Genomic DNA, 1,583 nt, shown 5'->3' with positions numbered 1-1,583 from the left:
TGTATCTGGCGGTCCTTGAGGATGCCTATGCCCACATCCGCGAGACCGAGCGCACGCTGAATCTGGACAAGCTGGCGCCGCCCGACGCCATCGCCCGGTTGATCGGCTTCACCTGGCAGTATTTCATCGACCGTCCCGAATTCATGGCCCTGCTGAACATCGAGAACCTGCACCGGGCCGAACTGCTGAAGACCTCGTCCCAGGTGCAGTCGATGCACTCCCCCTTCGTGCAGATGATCGCCGAAGTGCTGGCGCGGGGGGTGAAGCAGGGGGTGTTCCGCACCGGCGTCGATCCGGTGCAGCTCTATATCTCCATCGCCGGGCTGTCCTATTTCTACCTGTCCAACGTCCACACCCTGTCGGTCATCTTCGGCCGCGACCTGCTCGCCGAACCGGCGAAGGAGGAGCGGCTGAGCCATATGGTGGAGCTGGTGCTCCAGTCGCTGCGGCCGTAGCCGAGGACTCGGTTCGGCGCGTCGCCGCCATGCAATCCTGCCTGCCCCCGACCGTCAGCGGACCGCCCGGACCGCCTCCAGTCGGCCGGTGATCCTGCCTGACAGCGGGACCACCAGGGCCGACGCCGCGATGACGAAAGCGCCGACGAGACTGACAGGCGACGGCAGCAGCCCGAAGATCGCCGCGTCGAGGATCAGGGCCCACAGCATGGCGGTGTAGTCGAACGGCGCCTGGGTGGACACCGGGGCGCGGGCCATCGCCTCGGTCATGGTGATGTGCGCCAGTCCACCGGTGATGCCCGCTCCGATCAGGTAAGCCAAAGAGGATCCGGCCGGGGCGATCCAGCCGAACGGCAGGCTCGTCAGGCCACCGAGCGCACAGAGAAGGGCGAAGTAGAAGGCGATGGTCCCCGGCGCCTCGGTGGCGGTCAGCGTCTTGATCTGGACCCGGCCGGCGGCGGTCGCAACCGCCATCGCAAGACCGGCCGCCACCCCGATGATGGTGTCGTGGTCCAGTCGCGGCCCGTCGAAGGCCGGCGCCAGCATCAGGACGACGCCGGCGAAGCCGACCAGAGCCGCCCAGACCGGCACGGCGCCCGGCCGTTCGCGCAGGAACAGCATGGCGGCCGGCACCGAGATCAGTGGAGCCAGAAAGCCCAGCGCCGTCGCCAGCGCCAGGGGCAGATAGGCCAGCGAGACGAAGGAGAGCACCATCGCGGCGCCCCCAAACAGGTTGCGCTTCAGGTGCCCGACCGGCTGCCGTGTCTTCAGGGCGGACGGGAACTGACGGCGCCACATCAGGTAGGCGATGATGGGCGGCAGCGCGAAGGCGCTGCGGAAGAACACGATCTGCCCGACCGGCGCCTCGACGGATGCCAGCCGGACGAACAGCGACATCACCACGAACAGCCCGGCCGACACCAGCCGAAGCGCAATACCGGCGCGGTTGCCGGAAGTCGATGGACGGGAAGAGGCTTCAGGCGCGGATTCGGCATGAGAGCCGGCGGCGGAGTCCGGCATCTGTCCCGGCATGATCGGCGCGTCCTTTTGATGAATCCAGTGGCGGCTCAACCCAGGGCCTGGGTGGCGAGTGCGACGGTGATTGCACGGCCGGGCCACGACTATAGC

2 protein-coding genes are annotated in these 1,583 nt (G+C 67.8%); one reads left to right on the top strand and one right to left on the bottom strand.

From position 1 onward, the window contains the following. Positions 1-455 (top strand): TetR family transcriptional regulator (locus tag I71_RS15650; protein ID WP_042695776.1); only part of this gene is annotated, 455 nt, incomplete at its 5' end. 54 nt (positions 456-509) lie between these two features. Here I71_RS15650 and I71_RS15645 read toward each other — a convergent pair. Next, on the bottom strand, positions 510-1,487 hold the full coding sequence (locus I71_RS15645) for a DMT family transporter (RefSeq protein WP_042695775.1): 978 nt from the start codon (positions 1,485-1,487) through the stop codon (positions 510-512). Positions 1,488-1,583: the final 96 nt, after the last annotated feature.

This window comes from Azospirillum sp. B506 (assembly GCF_000333595.1).
Taxonomy (GTDB): domain Bacteria; phylum Pseudomonadota; class Alphaproteobacteria; order Azospirillales; family Azospirillaceae; genus Azospirillum.
The sequence above is the reverse complement of the archived record's forward strand: the minus strand, read 5'-3'. Positions and strand labels throughout refer to the sequence as shown.

Excerpts from the sequence above, each read along its gene's own strand:
- I71_RS15645 (WP_042695775.1), bottom strand. The coding sequence starts at position 1,487 with ATGCCGGGACAGATGCCGGACTCCGCCGCCGGCTCTCATGCCGAATCC.